The 17,348-nt window shown below is 43.5% G+C and carries 17 protein-coding genes and 1 riboswitch; all 17 genes read left to right on the forward strand.

The features are described 5' to 3' along the window. The first annotated feature begins 155 nt into the window (after positions 1-155). The 17 genes from ES896_RS12170 (at position 156) to sat (ending at position 17,338) form a co-directional block, all read left to right on the forward strand. Positions 156-530, forward strand: a complete 375-nt coding sequence (locus ES896_RS12170) for a TraR/DksA family transcriptional regulator (RefSeq protein WP_008344944.1) — start codon at positions 156-158, stop codon at positions 528-530. Positions 531-624: 94 nt separating this feature from the next. Next, positions 625-1,092, forward strand: coding sequence for a signal peptidase II (gene lspA, locus ES896_RS12175; RefSeq protein ID WP_008344942.1), 468 nt, complete (start codon positions 625-627; stop codon positions 1,090-1,092). After that, entirely contained in the window at positions 1,089-2,003 is a 915-nt protein-coding gene (locus ES896_RS12180; protein ID WP_007499719.1) for an RluA family pseudouridine synthase, read from the forward strand. The genes lspA and ES896_RS12180 overlap by 4 nt, the downstream gene beginning before the upstream one ends. 170 nt (positions 2,004-2,173) lie before the next feature. Continuing rightward, the gene (pyrR, locus tag ES896_RS12185) at positions 2,174-2,716 is read left to right on the forward strand and encodes a bifunctional pyr operon transcriptional regulator/uracil phosphoribosyltransferase PyrR (protein ID WP_007499718.1); all 543 of its coding nucleotides are present in this window, start codon (positions 2,174-2,176) and stop codon (positions 2,714-2,716) included. Between the two features lie 155 nt (positions 2,717-2,871). Beyond that, complete coding sequence (locus tag ES896_RS12190) at positions 2,872-4,200, forward strand: solute carrier family 23 protein (RefSeq protein WP_135226837.1); 1,329 nt, start codon at positions 2,872-2,874, stop codon at positions 4,198-4,200. Positions 4,201-4,330: 130 nt separating this feature from the next. Further along, positions 4,331-5,254, forward strand: a complete 924-nt coding sequence (locus tag ES896_RS12195) for an aspartate carbamoyltransferase catalytic subunit (RefSeq protein WP_017367206.1) — start codon at positions 4,331-4,333, stop codon at positions 5,252-5,254. Beyond that, positions 5,238-6,524, forward strand: coding sequence for a dihydroorotase (locus ES896_RS12200; RefSeq protein WP_025207306.1), 1,287 nt, complete (start codon positions 5,238-5,240; stop codon positions 6,522-6,524). The genes ES896_RS12195 and ES896_RS12200 overlap by 17 nt, the downstream gene beginning before the upstream one ends. After that, on the forward strand, positions 6,521-7,615 hold the full coding sequence (locus ES896_RS12205; protein WP_019743288.1) for a carbamoyl phosphate synthase small subunit: 1,095 nt from the start codon (positions 6,521-6,523) through the stop codon (positions 7,613-7,615). Before ES896_RS12200 ends, ES896_RS12205 begins: the two co-directional genes overlap by 4 nt. Beyond that, entirely contained in the window at positions 7,600-10,815 is a 3,216-nt protein-coding gene (carB, locus tag ES896_RS12210) for a carbamoyl-phosphate synthase (glutamine-hydrolyzing) large subunit (protein ID WP_007499710.1), read from the forward strand. Before ES896_RS12205 ends, carB begins: the two co-directional genes overlap by 16 nt. Beyond that, positions 10,812-11,588: a dihydroorotate dehydrogenase electron transfer subunit gene (locus ES896_RS12215; protein ID WP_116306838.1), complete on the forward strand. Its 777-nt coding sequence runs from the start codon at positions 10,812-10,814 to the stop codon at positions 11,586-11,588. The genes carB and ES896_RS12215 overlap by 4 nt, the downstream gene beginning before the upstream one ends. Then, positions 11,582-12,514: a dihydroorotate dehydrogenase gene (locus ES896_RS12220; RefSeq protein WP_017359348.1), complete on the forward strand. Its 933-nt coding sequence runs from the start codon at positions 11,582-11,584 to the stop codon at positions 12,512-12,514. Before ES896_RS12215 ends, ES896_RS12220 begins: the two co-directional genes overlap by 7 nt. Continuing rightward, positions 12,486-13,190 (forward strand): orotidine-5'-phosphate decarboxylase, encoded by a 705-nt coding sequence (pyrF, locus tag ES896_RS12225; protein ID WP_017367211.1) that lies wholly within the window; start codon positions 12,486-12,488, stop codon positions 13,188-13,190. Before ES896_RS12220 ends, pyrF begins: the two co-directional genes overlap by 29 nt. 7 nt (positions 13,191-13,197) lie before the next feature. Continuing rightward, entirely contained in the window at positions 13,198-13,836 is a 639-nt protein-coding gene (pyrE, locus tag ES896_RS12230; protein ID WP_017367212.1) for an orotate phosphoribosyltransferase, read from the forward strand. Between the two features lie 159 nt (positions 13,837-13,995). Further along, positions 13,996-14,098, forward strand: a riboswitch (SAM riboswitch). 74 nt (positions 14,099-14,172) lie between these two features. Beyond that, a complete protein-coding gene (locus tag ES896_RS12235) occupies positions 14,173-14,319 on the forward strand; it encodes a YezD family protein (RefSeq protein WP_008344920.1) in 147 nt (48 codons plus the stop codon). 45 nt (positions 14,320-14,364) lie between these two features. After that, a complete protein-coding gene (locus tag ES896_RS12240; RefSeq protein WP_008344917.1) occupies positions 14,365-15,066 on the forward strand; it encodes a phosphoadenylyl-sulfate reductase in 702 nt (233 codons plus the stop codon). Between the two features lie 13 nt (positions 15,067-15,079). After that, positions 15,080-16,144 carry an inorganic phosphate transporter gene (locus tag ES896_RS12245; RefSeq protein ID WP_008344915.1) on the forward strand — a complete coding sequence of 355 codons (1,065 nt, stop codon included), beginning with the start codon at positions 15,080-15,082 and terminating at the stop codon, positions 16,142-16,144. Positions 16,145-16,201: 57 nt separating this feature from the next. Beyond that, the gene (gene sat / locus ES896_RS12250; RefSeq protein WP_008344912.1) at positions 16,202-17,338 is read left to right on the forward strand and encodes a sulfate adenylyltransferase; all 1,137 of its coding nucleotides are present in this window, start codon (positions 16,202-16,204) and stop codon (positions 17,336-17,338) included. Positions 17,339-17,348 lie beyond the last annotated feature (10 nt).

A 17,348-nucleotide genomic window follows, 5' to 3' on the forward strand; every position in this document is an offset into this window, starting at 1 on the left:
CGATATCACCAACTAGCGCCCCGCATATAGCGGGGCGTTTTTGAGATAGAGAAAATGACAGCGTTTAGAACGAAAGGAAAAATCTTATGGCTTTAAAGTGAACAGGCGGGGCAACAATATGATTATCACGACAGGGCAGGAGTTGAAACAGCGACATGAATGGCGATCTAGAGACGATTTACATGGAACTCCTTCAAATGAGAGAAGAACTGCAATCGAAACTGTTTGAATATGCATCATTGCGTTCACCCGCTGAACATGTCACTTTCGATCAAGCAAAAACGACCACGCTTCTTTATCACATCAAAGAAGAACTGCAAGATGTTTCGCTCGCGATTGCAAAAATTGAACAAGGAACTTATGGCATATGTGAGGCGACTGGGCATACAATGCCCATTGAACAAATGAGTATTCTTCCGACTGCTCGTACGACTGACGACTTTTTATATCATAAGCAATACGAGAAAAAAGCATTCACCCCTTATCCTTATGAATCAAATGATTCTCATTTTGAAGCCTTCCACATGTAGGGAGGTTTTTGTCTGTCAACTAAAGTTTCTTTACTCCATCCTGTTTTCTTGATAAAATGCTTAAAGACCAAAGTATGAAGATGGAGGAACGTGTGTGTTCTATTACATAATCGCATTCGTGATAATTTGTTTAGATCAATTAACAAAATGGCTCATTGTCAAACATATGATGCTCGGTGATTCTATTCCTGTGATTGATGGCTTCTTTTACATCACATCCCACCGAAATTCAGGAGCCGCATGGGGGATTCTCCAAGGACAAATGTGGTTTTTCTATGTGATCACACTCGTTGTTATTGCAGGAATTGTTTATTATTTGCAAAAACATGGACAAAAGGACAAGCTACTTGGCGTAGCACTTGCCTTAATGCTTGGCGGAGCGATTGGGAACTTTATTGACCGTATTTTCCGTCAAGAAGTGGTTGATTTTGCTCATTTCGTATTTGGGGATTATCATTATCCAATCTTTAATATCGCAGATTCCTCTCTATGTGTGGGGGTCATTCTGCTCTTTATTCAAATGCTGTTAGATGGAAAGAAAAATAAGGAGTCAACTACATGAATCAAGTAAACATTGCCGTTTCAGAAGAACAAACGAGTGAACGGCTTGATAAATTTTTAAGCACAACTGAACCAGAATGGTCAAGAACCCAAGTCCAGCAGTGGGTGAAAGATGGGCTCATCGAAGTAAATGGAAAACAAGTGAAGGCCAATTATAAAGTACAAGCTGGAGATCAAATCAAAGTAGAGATTCCAGATCCAGAAGCACTAGATGTAGAAGCGGAATCAATGGATCTTGATATTTATTATGAGGATGAAGATGTACTAGTGGTCAATAAACCAAGAGGAATGGTCGTTCATCCAGCACCAGGACATGTGACAGGTACTCTTGTCAATGGCCTCATGGCTCATTGCAATGATTTGTCAGGCATTAATGGTGTGATGAGACCAGGAATTGTCCACCGGATTGATAAAGATACGTCAGGACTTTTAATGGTCGCAAAAAATGATATGGCGCATGAATCACTCGTCAATCAGCTGGTGGCGAAAACGGTCACTAGAAAATATACAGCGGTTGTTCATGGTATCATTCAGCATGATACTGGAACGATTGATGCACCAATTGGTCGAGACAAAAAAGATCGCCAAAGCATGACGGTCACAAAAGAAAATGCAAAGCAGGCAGTCACTCATTTTGATGTGATGGAGCGCTTTAAAGACTTTACCGTTGTAGAATGCCGCCTTGAAACGGGAAGAACCCACCAAATTCGTGTTCATATGAAATACATTGGCTATCCGCTTGCAGGAGATCCAAAATATGGCCCGAGAAAAACCGTTGATTTCAATGGACAACTGCTGCATGCAGGCGTGTTAGGATTTGATCACCCTAGAACAGGAGAATATATGGAGTTTACAGCTCCAATTCCAGCTGATATGCGGGGCTTTATAGATTCATTAAGAAATAACGATTGACAGGCCGTTCTTTTTTTGAAATAATAAACGAAGAAATTGAGATTCTTTAAAACAGTCCAGAGAGGCTGAGAAGGATAACGGATCAATTTGTGCACGAGTATGCACAAATGAGCGCCCCTCTCTGCCCTTTGCAGAAGGGGCTTTTTATTTGTCAAAAAGAGGTGTAAAAGATGGAACAAAAAGCAGTCATTCTTGATGAACAAGCGATAAGACGAGCGCTTACCCGTATTGCACATGAAATGATTGAGCGCAACAAAGGGATGAAGGATGTCATCCTAGCCGGGATCAAGACAAGAGGCATTCATCTTGCAAAGCGCCTTGCAGAGCGCATCGAGCAAATTGAAGGAAACCCAGTGACTGTGGGTGAACTTGATATTACGCTATACCGTGATGACCTGACAAAAAAGACAGAGAACCAAGACCCGCTTGTCAAGGGTGCAGACATCCCAGCTGACATTAATGACAAAACACTGATTGTCGTAGATGATGTTTTGTTCACAGGTAGAACCGTCAGAGCGGCTATGGATGCGCTTGTGGATGTAGGAAGACCATCTTCCATTCAGCTAGCTGTTCTAGTCGACCGGGGACACCGGGAGCTGCCGATTCGAGCGGATTATATCGGGAAAAACATCCCGACATCAAAAGCAGAGACAGTCATGGTTCAGCTCAATGAAGTAGATCAAAACGACCTTGTCGCTATATATGAAAAATAACCTTTTTAAATGCATTCCAGAGAGTTTGCAAAGAGGGCATTAACAAGAGACACCGAGCACACGGCTAAAGTGACGTGTACGGTTTTTCTAGGCCTCTTTGCGCATACTCGCAAAGAGGCTTTTTAATGAAAAAGGACACATCTAGGAGGAAAATCATGAGTCAGCAAAAAGCCAATTTAGGCATTCGAAATATCCCAAAACCGTTCACATGGCTGTCACTCAGCCTGCAGCACTTGTTTGCGATGTTTGGTGCAACCATTCTTGTACCAAAGATCATTGATATGAGCCCAGCCGTCGCGCTCATATCAAGCGGGGTTGGAACCATTGTGTACTTAATCATCACAAGAGGGCAGATTCCGGCGTATCTTGGATCGTCCTTTGCCTTTATCGCCCCTATCTTGAATGTAAAAGCCACCGGCGGCCCTGGAGCCGCAATGGTAGGTGCCTTTATGGCTGGTGTGGCATATGCACTCATCGCATTATTTATCAAATGGCTTGGCACAGGCTGGCTAATGAAGCTTCTGCCGCCTGTCGTTGTAGGACCCGTCATTATGGTCATCGGACTCGGACTCGCTGGAACAGCTGTTAACATGGCGATGTACGTGGATCCGAATGCAAAGGAGCTTGTTTACAGCCTGAAGCACTTGATGGTTGCAGGCTTCACACTCGCTGTCACCATTATTAGTATGATCTTCCTAAGAGGATTCCTTAGCTTGATTCCAGTCTTAATCGGCATTATTAGCGGCTACCTCTTTGCCTTAACACAAGGCATTGTGAACTTCCAGCCGGTCATTGCTGCAAAATGGTTTGCTGTACCAGACTTTGTTGTACCATTTGTCGACTATACACCTGCTGTGACTTTAAGCATTCTCACAGTGATGGTGCCGGTTGCCTTTGTGACCATGTCTGAGCACATCGGCCATCAAGTCGTGTTAAGCAAGGTGGTCGGGCAGGATTTTATTAAAAAACCAGGTCTTCACCGCTCCATTTTAGGAGACAGTGCAGCGACGATCTTTGCGTCACTCATTGGCGGACCTCCAACAACGACTTATGGAGAAAACATTGGCGTCCTTGCCATCACAAGAGTGTTCAGTATCTTCGTTATCGGCGGAGCAGCTGTGTTTGCGATCTGCTTCGGCTTTGTTGGGAAGATTTCAGCATTAATCAGTACAGTACCATCCGCGGTTATGGGGGGCGTTTCGTTCCTGCTCTTTGGAATCATAGCCTCAAGCGGACTGCGAATCCTGATTGATCATAAAGTGAATTTTGAAGAAAAGCGCAATCTCATTATCGCATCAGTCATCTTAGTCATTGGAATTGGCGGGGCATTCATTGAGGTGAAACAAATCAATCTGACGCTGTCAGGAATGGCACTCGCTGCTATTACTGGCGTCCTGCTAAACCTGATTCTGCCGCATCAAAAGGCAGAAGATGATGAGTCAAATGAATCGAATACCGAAAACCTTTTAAAAGAAGTCCAGTGAGGCTGACAAGGGTTCTAAACGGAGCAGAACGTGCGAAAGCACCCCTGCTTCTTTTGGAGAACCCTAAGCTGCCGAGGCTTAGGGTTTTTTTGAACCTGAAAGTGATGAAAAACTAGAGGGGGCAGAAAAAATGAATGATTTATCGACAATGAGCAGCTTGTCAAAGGAAGAAATTTTACAGCTGATTGAAGAAGCATGTGCATTGAAAAAAGGGAAACAGGAACATGGTTTAGCAGGTGAATTTGTAGCGAACCTCTTCTTTGAACCAAGTACAAGAACGCGTTTTAGCTTTGAGGTGGCAGAGAAAAAACTTGGAATGAATGTGCTGAACCTAGACGCAGCAAGTACCTCTGTTCAAAAGGGAGAGACCCTTTACGATACAGTGAAAACACTTGAATCCATCGGAGTCAAGGCATGTGTCATCAGAGACAGTACCGACGAATATTACAAAGAGCTGATTGGGAAGGTCGGGATTCCAATCATTAATGCGGGAGATGGCTGCGGACAGCACCCTACACAATCATTGCTGGATTTGATGACGATCTTCGAAGAGTTTGGCGGCTTTGAAGGCTTAACGATCTCGATTCATGGTGATATCAAACATAGCAGGGTGGCAAGGTCCAATGCTGAAGTCCTCGCAAGACTAGGAGCGACAGTGCTCTTTTCAGGACCAGCTTCCTTCCAAGATGAACAAAATCCTCATGGAACGTATGTCGAAGTGGACGAAGCCATGAAGCGGTCTGATGTGGTGATGCTGCTGAGAATTCAGCATGAAAGGCACTCAGAAAAGATGGGCAATGAGGGTTACTTATCGACTTATGGATTAACAGTAGACAGGGCAAGCAAAATGAAAGAAAGAGCGATTATTATGCATCCAGCACCAGTAAATAGAGGTGTTGAAATAGATGATTCATTAGTAGAGTCAAAACAGTCAAGGATTTTTAAACAAATGGAAAATGGTGTGTATATCCGAATGGCTGTGTTAAAAAGAGCTTTTCAAAATAGCAGACTACATCAAAAAGGGAGAGATTCTGTCTATGTCATATCTCATTAAAAACGGTTTTATCTTAACAAGCACAGGGGAAAGAGTGCAGCAGGATATTAGGGTAGAAGGAAAAGTGATTCAAGCAGTGGGTCACTTAAAAAGAGAAGACGGAGAAGAAGTCATTGATGCAGCAGGGCTATTTGTATCACCAGGTTTGATTGATCTGCATGTGCATTTAAGAGAGCCAGGCGGTGAGAAAAAAGAAACCATTGAAACAGGTTCTAAGGCAGCAGCAAGAGGCGGGTATACGACCATTGCAGCGATGCCAAATACACGGCCAGTTCCAGATACAAAAGAACAAATGGAATGGCTGATGAATCGAATCAAAGAGACCTCATCTGTAAGAGTACTGCCATACGCTTCCATCACGACGAGACAAATTGGCGAAGAGATGACAGACTTTGCGGCGTTAAAAGAAGCGGGTGCATTTGCCTTTACGGATGACGGTGTTGGTATTCAAACCGCAGGCATGATGTACGAAGCAATGAAAAAGGCAGCAAGCCTTGATCAAGCCATAGTGGCGCACTGTGAAGATAACTCACTCATTTATGGAGGATGCGTTCATGAAGGAGACTTTTCAAAAGCAAATGGGTTAAACGGGATACCGTCAATTTGTGAATCGGTGCATATTGCAAGAGATGTCCTCTTAGCAGAAGCAGCGAATTGTCATTATCATGTATGCCATATCAGCACAAAGGAATCAGTCCGAGTGGTACGCGATGCAAAAAAAGCAGGCATTCGTGTGACGGCTGAGGTCTCTCCACATCACCTGCTCTTATGTGATACAGACATCCCAGGTCTTGACACAAACTATAAAATGAATCCGCCGCTCAGAGGAGCAGAAGATCGCGAGGCACTGATCGAGGGGCTTTTAGATGGCACGATTGATTTTATCGCCACAGACCATGCACCGCATACAGAAGAAGAAAAGAACGAAACGATGCAGAGGGCACCTTTTGGGATTGTTGGACTTGAAACAGCGTTCCCGCTTCTTTACACACGTTTTGTGAAAACAGGGGAATGGACATTAAAAGAACTTGTTGATTATATGACCATCAAACCAGCAGAAGCCTTTGCTCTTCCATACGGAAAGCTGGAAGAAGGTCAAATCGCTGATATCACACTGATTGATTTAAACAAAGAAATGGCAATTGACAAAAAAAGCTTCTTATCTAAAGGACAAAATACACCGTTTGACAAATTGACTGTATCAGGATGGCCGGTCATGACACTTGCATCTGGGAAAGTCGTTTATGAAGAGGGGAGACTAGTAAAATGAAGAGACGCTTAGTGCTAGAAAACGGAACAGTATTCGAAGGAACAGGCTTTGGCAGCTTAGAACCGTCAGTCGGAGAAGTCGTCTTTAACACAGGGATGACAGGCTATCAAGAGATTTTGTCTGACCCGTCGTACTGCGGACAAATTGTCACACTCACTTACCCGCTGATCGGCAACTACGGCATTAACCGTGATGATTTTGAATCGATCACACCGTTTGTGAAAGGGCTGATCGTGAAAGAGCTTTGTGAAAAGCCTTCAAACTGGCGCTCTTCATACTCACTTGATGAGTATTTAAAAATGAAAAATATCCCGGGTCTTAGCGGCATTGATACACGCAAGCTCACGCGCATGATTCGAAGTGCAGGTACATTAAGAGGAGCTTTTGCAGGACCGGATGAACAAGTAGAAGACGTTGTAAGCCGCCTTCAAACAATGCAGCTGCCAACAGATCAAGTAAGCCAAGTATCTGTGAAAAATGCGTATCCAAGTCCAGGAAGAGGCAAAAGAATTGTGCTTGTCGATTTCGGCATGAAGCATGGCATTTTGCGCGAACTCAATAAGCGAGATTGTGATGTCATTGTGGTGCCATACAATATCACGGCAGATGAAGTATTACAGTTAAAACCAGATGGCATCATGCTGTCAAACGGACCTGGGGATCCAGTCGATGTGCCAGAAGCGGTTGAAATGATTCAGCAGCTGATTGGAAAGGTACCACTCTTTGGTATCTGCCTAGGACACCAGTTATTCGCGCTTGCGTGCGGCGCAAGTACAGAAAAAATGAAATTTGGGCATAGAGGATCCAATCATCCAGTCAAAGAACTAGCAACTGGCAAGGTAACCTTGACGTCTCAAAACCATGGCTACACGGTTAGCGCCATTAATGAAGACGTGCTTGAAGTCACACATATTGCGCTAAATGACAATACCATTGAAGGATTAAAACATAAAGAAGCACCAGCATTCACTGTCCAGTATCACCCAGAAGCATCACCGGGTCCAGAAGATGCGAACTACTTATTTGACGAGTTCATGGACATGATTCATACAACTGAGAAAGAAGGGGAAGAAGTATGCCAAAACGCGTAGATATCAAAAAGATTTTAGTGATCGGTTCAGGTCCAATCATCATCGGTCAGGCAGCGGAGTTTGACTATGCAGGCACACAGGCTTGCTTAGCGCTAAAAGAAGAGGGCTATGAAGTCGTTCTTGTGAACTCTAACCCGGCGACGATCATGACAGATACGGAAATGGCCGATAAGGTATACATCGAACCACTGACACCAGAATTTTTAACACGAATCATTCGAAAAGAACGTCCTGATGCGATTCTGCCAACACTTGGCGGACAAACTGGATTGAACCTTGCTGTTGAATTATCAGATCTTGGTGTACTCGCTGAATGCGGTGTGGAAGTACTGGGCACCAAGCTGTCAGCTATTCAAAAAGCAGAGGACAGAGATTTATTCCGTAATCTAATGAATGAATTAAATGAACCTGTACCAGAAAGTGAAATTATCCATAACCTTGAAGAAGCGATGGCATTCACAGATCAAATCGGTTTCCCGGTCATTGTTAGACCAGCCTATACACTAGGCGGCACAGGCGGCGGAATTTGTACAAATGAGCAAGAATTAAAAGAAATCGTCGAGAATGGACTGAAATTAAGTCCGGTGACACAATGTTTGCTTGAAAAAAGTATCGCAGGCTTTAAAGAAATTGAATATGAGGTCATGCGTGACAGCGGAGATCATGCCATTGTGGTTTGTAACATGGAAAACTTTGATCCTGTCGGCATCCACACAGGTGACAGTATCGTTGTGGCACCAAGTCAAACGCTAAGTGATCGTGAATATCAGCTGCTTCGTAATGTGTCACTCAAGTTGATTCGTGCACTTGGCATTGAAGGCGGATGTAACGTACAGCTGGCGATTGATCCAGACAGCTTCCAATACTATATTATCGAAGTAAACCCGCGCGTGAGCCGTTCTTCTGCTCTTGCGTCTAAAGCAACTGGATATCCAATTGCAAAACTTGCAGCGAAAATCGCAGTTGGCCTAACACTTGATGAAATGATGAACCCAGTCACAGGTAAAACATATGCAGCGTTCGAGCCAGCACTCGACTATATCGTTTCAAAAATCCCGCGCTGGCCGTTTGATAAGTTTGAATCTGCCAACAGACGACTTGGAACACAAATGAAAGCAACGGGTGAAGTCATGGCGATTGGCCGCACATTAGAAGAGTCTCTTTTAAAGGCTGTTCGTTCACTTGAAGCGGATGTGCATCACATTGAATTAAAAGACGAAGCGGACATTACAAACGAAGTGCTTGAAAAGCGGATTATCAAAGCAGGAGATGAGCGTCTGTTTTATATCGCTGAGGCGCTAAGAAGAGGCTATACCGTCGAACAGATTCATGAATTCTCGAAAATTGATTACTTCTTCCTTCATAAACTGGAAGGCATCATCGCATTTGAAAAGACACTAAAAGAAAACAAAGGCAATGTAGACGTTTTAAAAGAAGCGAAAGAAAAAGGTTTCTCAGATATTTATATTAGCCGCGAATGGAATATGAATGAGGCAGATGTCTATAACCTAAGAACAGAAGCAGGCATCGTTCCTGTGTATAAGATGGTGGACACATGTGCGGCAGAATTTGAATCAGAAACACCATATTTCTACAGCACATATGAAGATGAAAATGAATCCGAACGAACAGATAAGAAAAGTGTCATCGTGCTAGGCTCAGGTCCAATCAGAATCGGACAAGGGGTTGAATTTGATTATGCGACCGTTCATTCAGTGTGGGCAATCAAACAAGCAGGCTATGAAGCCATTATTATTAACAACAACCCTGAAACCGTCTCAACAGACTTTAGTATTTCAGATAAGCTCTACTTTGAACCACTCACTGTAGAAGATGTGATGCACATCATCGACCTTGAACAACCAGAAGGTGTCGTTGTTCAGTTTGGCGGACAAACAGCGATTAACTTAGCAGATGAATTATCAAATAGAGGGGTTAAGATACTTGGAACATCGCTTGAAGACCTTGACCGTGCGGAAAACCGTGACAAGTTTGAACAAACATTAGAAACTCTCGGCGTGCCGCAGCCAAAAGGTAAGACAGCAACGTCTGTGCCAGAGGCAGTAGCGATTGCGAATCAAATCGGTTACCCCGTGCTTGTCCGTCCTTCCTATGTATTAGGCGGCCGTGCAATGGAAATTGTGTATCAAGAAGCTGAGCTCCTTCACTACATGGAGAATGCGGTGAAAGTCAATCCGCAGCACCCAGTGCTCATTGACAAGTATTTGACAGGAAAAGAAATTGAAGTAGATGCTGTGTCTGACGGAGAAACGGTTGTCATACCAGGCATTATGGAACACATTGAAAGAGCCGGAGTTCACTCTGGAGACTCGATTGCGGTCTACCCGCCGCAAACTTTGTCTGAGGACATCAAAGCGAAAATCGCAGAATACACGATTAAACTCGCAAAAGGCCTTAACATCATTGGGCTTTTGAACATTCAATTTGTGCTATCAAAAGGTGAAGTGTATGTACTTGAAGTGAATCCGCGTTCAAGCCGGACTGTTCCATTCTTAAGTAAAATTACAGGCATTCCAATGGCGAACTTAGCTACAAAGGTTATTTTAGGAGAAAAACTGAAAAACTATGGCTACCAAGAAGGGCTTCATGTTGAGCAAGAAGGCGTATATGTGAAAGTTCCAGTCTTCTCTTTTGCAAAACTAAGAAGAGTAGATATTACACTAGGGCCTGAAATGAAATCAACAGGTGAAGTCATGGGGAAAGATGTCACAATCGAAAAAGCCCTCTACAAAGGATTGATTGCATCAGGTATTCAAATTCCAAAAGACGGAACGGTTCTCCTGACAGTGGCTGATAAAGATAAAGAAGAAGGACTTGAAATTGCAAGAAGATTCCATTCCATCGGCTATCATATTTTAGCAACAGAAGGAACAGCGAATTACTTAAAACAAGCCTCCATTCCATCAAGTGTTGTCGGCAAAATAGGAGAAGAAGGAAAGAATCTGCTGGATGTCATTCGAAATGGTGAAGCCCAATTTGTCATCAACACCTTAACAAAAGGAAAACAGCCGGCAAGAGACGGCTTTAGAATTAGACGTGAATCTGTTGAAAATGGTGTCGCTTGCTTAACGTCACTAGATACAGCGGAAGCGATTTTAAGAGTGCTAGAGAGCATGACATTTAGAGCAGATGAAATGCCAGAAGTGAAAACGAATGCTGAGGTGACAGTAACGATATGAAAAAAGCATACTTGACGGTCGTCTCAAACCGAGAGATCGCTGATCATATTTACGAAATGACATTAAAGGGTGATCTTGTTGAATCCTTTCAAACAGCTGGACAGTTTCTTCATATAAAGGTCAGTGAATCCATGACACCGCTGCTGAGAAGACCGATCAGTATTGCCAACATTCATGCCGAAAAGCAAGAAGCAACCATCATTTACCGCGCAGAGGGAGAGGGCACAAAGCTCCTTTCCCAAAAGCGGGCGGGAGAGGCAGTCGATGTGTTAGGACCGCTTGGAAACGGCTATGACCCTTCAGTCGTTCAGGCCGGACAGACCGCATTATTAGTCGGTGGAGGAATCGGTGTGCCTCCGCTATATGAACTTTCTAAGCGGTTAACGAAAAAAGGCGTCATCGTAAAGCATGTTCTCGGTTTTCAATCGAAAAAGGATGTATTCTATGAGGAGAAGTTTCAAGCACTCGGAGATACGTTTATCGCAACCGTAGATGGGACATATGGTTCGAAAGGTTTCGTGACAAATGTCATTGAAGAGAATGAGCTGGACTTTGATGTCTTGCTTTCTTGTGGACCGACACCTATGTTAAAAGCACTAAAAGACTCTTATCCCGATAAGCCTGTCTATATTTCAATGGAAGAACGAATGGGCTGCGGAATCGGTGCATGCTTTGCTTGTGTCTGTCATACCGATCAGCACGAGAAACCGTACGTTAAAGTTTGTCTGGATGGACCTGTTTTTAAAGCGGAGGAGGTGGCGCTATCATGCTAAACATCGAATTACCCGGCTTATCTCTAAAAAATCCAATCATTCCTGCATCAGGCTGTTTTGGATTTGGAAAAGAATTCGCATCATTATATGACCTTTCCTTGCTGGGCGGCATCATGATTAAAGCCACGACCCTTGAACCGAGATTTGGCAACCCGACACCGAGGGTAGCTGAGACAGGAGCCGGTATGCTGAATGCGATTGGTCTCCAAAATCCAGGTCTAAAAGGCGTGCTTGAACATGAATTACCTTGGCTTGAGCAGTTCGATACCCCTATTATTGCCAATGTTGCTGGATCACAAGTTGATGATTATGTTGAAGTAGCGAAGCAAATTAGTCAAGCAAGTAATGTTCACGCCCTTGAACTGAATATCTCGTGTCCGAATGTGAAAACAGGTGGAATTGCCTTTGGGACCGATCCAGAAATGGCGGCTACATTGACAAAAGCCGTTAAGGAAGTTTCCTCCGTTCCTGTTTATGTGAAACTGTCACCTAATGTAGCCAATATCGTTGAGATTGCTAAAGCGATTGAATCGGCTGGAGCGGATGGACTCACCATGATCAATACCTTGATTGGGATGCGTTTAGATTTAAAGACAGGCAAACCCATTCTTGCCAATAAAACAGGCGGATTATCAGGTCCTGCTGTAAAACCTGTTGCCATCCGAATGGTGCATGAGGTCAGTCAGGCCGTTTCTATTCCGATTATTGGGATGGGCGGGGTGCAAAGCGCTGAAGATGTACTTGAATTTTTACTAGCTGGCGCAAGTGCGGTAGCTGTTGGGACAGCCAATTTTGTGAACCCATTTATTTGCCCGGAAATCATTGATGAACTGCCGAATGTGTTAGCGGCTTATGGGTATTCATCTGTAGAGGAATGCATCGGAAGGAGCTGGAAACATGAAGCACTTGCCCATCATCGCGCTTGATTTTCCATCAGGACAGGAGGCGCACGCCTTTATAGATCGTTTTGAAGGCACTCCATTATTCGTAAAGGTTGGCATGGAGCTGTTTTACCAAGAAGGTCCTGCCATTATTGACGCACTGAAAGAAAAAAATTGCCGTATTTTCCTTGATCTGAAGCTTCATGACATTCCAACAACTGTGCAAAAAGCGATGAACAGGCTTGCTGCACTTGGTGTTGATTTGGTGAATGTACATGCAGCCGGCGGGAAAAGAATGATGCAGGCGGCCGTAGAGGGACTTGAAAGCGGAACCCCTGCCGGGCAAAATCGCCCGGGTATTATTGCAGTGACCCAGCTGACAAGCACGTCAGAAGATATGATGAAAAAAGAATTACTAATTGACCGCCCATTGCAAGAGGCTGTGCTTCATTATGGACAATTGGCATATGAAAGTGGACTTGATGGTGTGGTGTGCTCTGTTCATGAATCAAAACAGCTTCATGAACAAATCTCTCCTTCCTTTCTCACTGTGACGCCAGGAATTCGCTTACCAAATGATCAAACGGATGACCAAAAGCGTGTGGCGACACCTGCCTTTGCCAAAGAGCAGGGTGTTTCACAGATTGTTGTGGGAAGATCGATCACAAAAGCCACAAACCCAGTGGAAGCTTATCAACAAATTTTGAAAGAGTGGGAGTGACTGCCGGATGAAAACGAAAATCGCGAAGCATTTATTACAAATCAAAGCTGTCTCTTTAAAACCAGACGAACCATTTACATGGGCGAGCGGTATCAAATCACCGATTTACTGTGACAATCGCCTCACCTTGTCTTATCCTGAGGTCAGAGGGGACATTGCGGAAGGTTTAAAAGACTTGATTCTCACTCATTTTGAAGGAGCGGAAGTTGTCGCAGGTACAGCTACAGCTGGCATTCCTCATGCGGCATTAGCAGCTGATCGTCTGAACGTACCGATGTGTTATGTAAGAAGTAAACCAAAAGCACACGGAAAAGGAAATCAAATTGAAGGAGCCGTATCACCTGGACAAAAGGTGGTTGTCGTAGAAGACCTCATCTCAACTGGAGGCAGCGTTCTTGAAGTTGTAGCGGCTCTAGAAGAAGAAGGCTGTGACGTACTCGGAGTTGTTGCGATCTTCACTTATGGACTGCCAAAAGCAACTGCGGCTTTTCAAGAGAAAAACATTCCCTATGTCACGCTGACAGACTATGACACACTGACAGAAGTGGCACTTGAGCTAAAAGCAATCGAGTCTTCTGCTATGAATAAACTAAAACGCTGGAGACAGGATCCTTCGTCTGAATCTTGGATGGAAGAAACGGTCTAAAAAGCTTGTTTTGTTTTAAAAAAAGCTGTGCTGCGCTGCACAGTTTTTTATTTGGTTAAAAATAGTAAAATAGACTCAAATTTAAATAAAAACTAATCCTATCAATAAAGTCGGGTTGACTTTTGTTTGAATTGTGTTAATATTTAATACAAATTAAAACTCTTATCCAGAGAGGTGGAGGGACTGGCCCGATGAAGCCCGGCAACCTGCGATTTGCAAGGTGCTACTTCCTGCAAAATGATTCTATTTTGAAAGATAAGGAAATCGTGAGCTTCCTCATCTTTCTTTCGGACTGAAAGAAAGTTTTTTTATTTTAACGGTGAGGAGGAAGAGGAGATGGAACTGAAACAAAACCAGGATGAGGACTTAGTGAAGCATATGCAAGAGCTGATTGGGGATATGAAATTCGGTTCAATTACGTTGATCGTTCAGGACGGTCAAGTGATTCAAGTGGAAAAAAATGAAAAAATCAGATTAAAGTAGTGCGGAGAATAGCAATAGAAGCAGTACTCCGGAAGGGGAGAAACAATGTTAACTTATGAAAATTGGCAAGAGCCGTCCATTACATTTCAAGAGGACGATTTGTATAAAGGGGCCCTATCTGTGCTGAAATGGGCGTACGGCCACTATGGTGATCAGCTCGTTTATGCATGCAGTTTTGGCATTGAGGGCATTGTCCTGATCGATCTTATTGCGAAAGTAAAAAAAGATGCAAGAATTGTCTTTTTAGATACAGGTCTGCATTTCAAGGAAACATACGACACCATTGATGCAGTTAAGGAAAGATATCCTGGTTTAGACATCGTGCTGAAAACACCTGAGCTGACGGTGGAAGAGCAGAATGAGCAGCATGGTGATAAATTATGGGAAACGAATCCTCAAAGCTGCTGCCATATGAGAAAGGTCATTCCATTGCAAGAGGCACTATCTGGCTATCCGGCATGGCTGTCTGGTTTAAGAAGAGAGCAGTCGCCTAAACGAGCAGGTACGAACTTCTTAAATAAGGATGAAAAATTCCAATCAGTTAAAGTATGTCCGCTCATCCACTGGACGTGGAAGGACATATGGAGATATGCGTCTAGAGAGGATCTTACTTATAATCCGCTGCATGACCAAGGATATCCAAGCATCGGGTGTGCACCTTGTACACAGCCGGCATTTACTGCTGATGATTTGCGTTCTGGAAGATGGTCAGGGACAGCAAAGACTGAGTGCGGATTACATGAGTAAGGGAGTATAATGTATGGAAATCGCCGCAATTTTATTTAGCTTATTCTTTGCTTTAAATATTGGCGCAAGCGGAGCAGCCGCTTCGATGGGCATCGCATATGGTTCAGGTGCGATCAAAAAGCCAATATACGCGCTCAGCGTTTGTGCGGTTGGAATATTAGCAGGTTCAGTGATTGGCGGCGGTGAGGTCGTCAAAACGATCAGCTCCGGGATTATGCCGGAATCTGTCATCACACTTGAAATTGTGTGTATCATCATTGGCTCGGCCGCATTATCACTTTTCATAGCGAATCTCTTGGCCATTCCTTTATCCACAAGTGAGGTCACAGTAGGAGCTGTGGTCGGTGTGGCAGCCGCATATAAAGTGCTGTATGTGAAATCGATCTTAGTCATTGTCTCTTTTTGGGTGATTATTCCGATTGTTGCCTTTGTTTTTACCTTTGCTGTTGTCAAAATCATCAGATTGTTCCCTAAACGAACATTATCCAAAAAAGGTACATTGATCTTATCTGTTGTTTTGATTATCAGTGGGTTTTTAGAAGCATTTTCAGCCGGCATGAACAATGTCGCCAATGCGGTCGGCCCGCTTGTCGCGTCAGGTGTTTTATCAGTCGGGCAAGGAACCCTTTACGGCGGAATCTTTGTGGCCATTGGGGCGCTGCTTCTAGGAAGAAGGGTACTAGAAACAAACGGAAAGAAAATTACACGCTATCAAACGGGTGAAGGCATTCTATTATCGAGCACCGGTGCAGGACTTGTCATCGTCAGCTCTATATTCGGACTCCCTGTTCCCCTTACTCAAATTACCTCCTCGTCCATTATTGGGCTAGGTATGGCAAAGGGTGGACCGAACATTTTTCATAAACATGTTGTGAAAAAAATGCTGAAGGTATGGGTTGTGTCACCTTTCTTATCACTTAGTCTATCTTATTTGCTAGTAAGCCTTTTCTTAAAAGGAGACTATTACTCTATCTTTATCATGATGAGTGTACTGCTTGCTTCACTAGGTGCACTGAGTCTTATGAAGGCAGTTAAAAATGAGAGCAGCTCGATTCATGAACAGGGCGGCGGGATTTAAATATAAATCCGACTATTAACATCTAATAAATATGAACATTGAGAGGAAGATGAACAAATGAGTTTAACACCACATGGTGGCGTATTAATTAATCGAGTAAATGAAGAATTTGATCTAAGCACAGCTGCGAAAGAAATTGAGCTGGATGCCATCTCTTTTGCAGACCTTGAACTCATCGCAATTGGCGGGTATAGTCCAATTGAAGGGTTTTTAACGAAAGCTGATTATGAAGCAGTTGTCAGCAGTATGCGACTAGCAAGTGGTGTCGTTTGGTCTCTTCCGATTACTTTGCCTGTCACAAAGGAAAAAGCAGCGGAGATCAATCAAGGTGACATTGTTCGTCTATCGTATAATGGAACAGTATACGGGGTCATTGAGGTGGAAGATCAATACACACCTGATAAGGAAAAAGAAGCAGTGAATGTGTATAAAACAGATGACCGCAATCACCCAGGCGTGAAAAAATTATTTGAACGCGGTGACACGTATATTGGTGGTAAAATTACACTGACAAAACGCAGTGAAAAACCTTTCCCGCAATTTACGTATGAGCCAGAAGAAACAAGAAAACATTTTAAAGAAAACGGCTGGAAAACCATTGTCGGTTTCCAAACGAGAAACCCAGTCCATCGTGCGCATGAATACATTCAAAAGACAGCACTGGAAACAGTGGATGGTCTATTTCTAAATCCACTTGTTGGTGAAACAAAATCTGATGATATTCCAGCAGATGTAAGAATGAAAAGCTATCAAGTGTTACTGAACGGTTATTACCCGAAAGACCGCGTCTTTTTAGGTGTTTTTCCTGCTGCCATGCGTTATGCTGGACCAAAGGAAGCGATTTTTCATGCGCTTGTGCGTAAAAATTATGGCTGTACACATTTTATTGTCGGCAGAGATCATGCAGGTGTTGGTGATTATTACGGCACATACGAAGCGCAGGAGCTATTTGAACAATTTACAAGCGAAGAAATTGGGATCACACCATTAAAATTTGAGCACAGCTTTTACTGCAATACATGTGAAGCCATGGCAACACCAAAAACATGCCCACATGATAAAAGCGAACATGTCATTCTTTCAGGTACAAAGGTCAGAACGATGCTAAGAAATGGTGAATTACCACCGAGCACGTTCAGCCGAAAAGAAGTCATTGAAACATTAATCGAAGGATTAAAAACGACGGTATCTTAAAGGAGGATAT

Origin of the sequence: Bacillus sp. 005/A4HT-01/001, assembly GCF_004634445.1 — a bacterium.
Taxonomy (GTDB): Bacteria; Bacillota; Bacilli; order Bacillales; family Bacillaceae; genus Bacillus; species Bacillus altitudinis.